We start from the raw sequence: 786 nt of genomic DNA on the forward strand, positions 1-786 counted from the left end.
TAACAGATCAGCAGTTCAGATGGCTTTTAGAAGGACTTAAAATAGAACAGCCACGAACAATAAAAAAGAGTAATAAAAGATGTGCTATTTAGCTTTATATTAAGGATATTTTGTATTAAATATGGTATAATATAGACAGTTAAGGAGTGCTTCGAATGATTGAAAATGCAGGTATCGACTACAAAGAATTATATCTACAGATGCAGTCAGCAGTTGTAGCACTATCAAAGACATTGGAAGAAATCCAAAAAGAAAACAAGAATCTAAAGGAAGAAAATGAATATTTAAAGCGCAAGCTGTTTGGAACAAAAAGTGAAACATCAAAGTCACTTGGTTTTGAGCAGCTTTCTCTTTTTGATGAGGCAGAAGCAGAAGCAAATCCAGACGAAGAACAATTTATTCTTGAAGAAGTTAAATTCAATAAAAAGAAAAAGTATAAAGGACAGTTGGATGATAAATTATCTAAACTGCCACATATCGAAGTTATTATGACACTTCCAGAATCTGAACTTGTATGCCCAGTCTGTAACAGTAAACTTGTCCCTGTCGGAAAGAAATTTGTTCGACACGAAATTGAATTTGTACCAGCCAAGTTAAAAGTAAGAGATATATATACAACGACATATGAATGCAGAAAATGTCGTGCAAATGGAAAGAGTGTTATGAAAAGTCCTGGAATTCCAGAACCTGTCATTCCACATTCTTATGCCTCTGCTGAAAGTGTGGCTTTCGTTATGAAACAAAAGTTCGTAAATGGCGTTCCACTCTATAGACAGGAATCCGAAT

Annotated in this window: 1 pseudogene; it reads left to right on the forward strand. The window is 34.2% G+C overall.

Features of this window, described 5'->3' with window-relative positions:
• Nucleotides 1–155: 155 nt before the first annotated feature.
• Nucleotides 156–786 (forward strand): annotated as a pseudogene (locus DWY01_RS11395) (IS66-like element ISEbi1 family transposase); the annotation flags it as partial.

Origin of the sequence: Eubacterium sp. AF22-8LB, from assembly GCF_003458715.1 — a bacterium.
Lineage (GTDB): Bacteria > Bacillota_I > Bacilli_A > Erysipelotrichales > Erysipelotrichaceae > Holdemanella.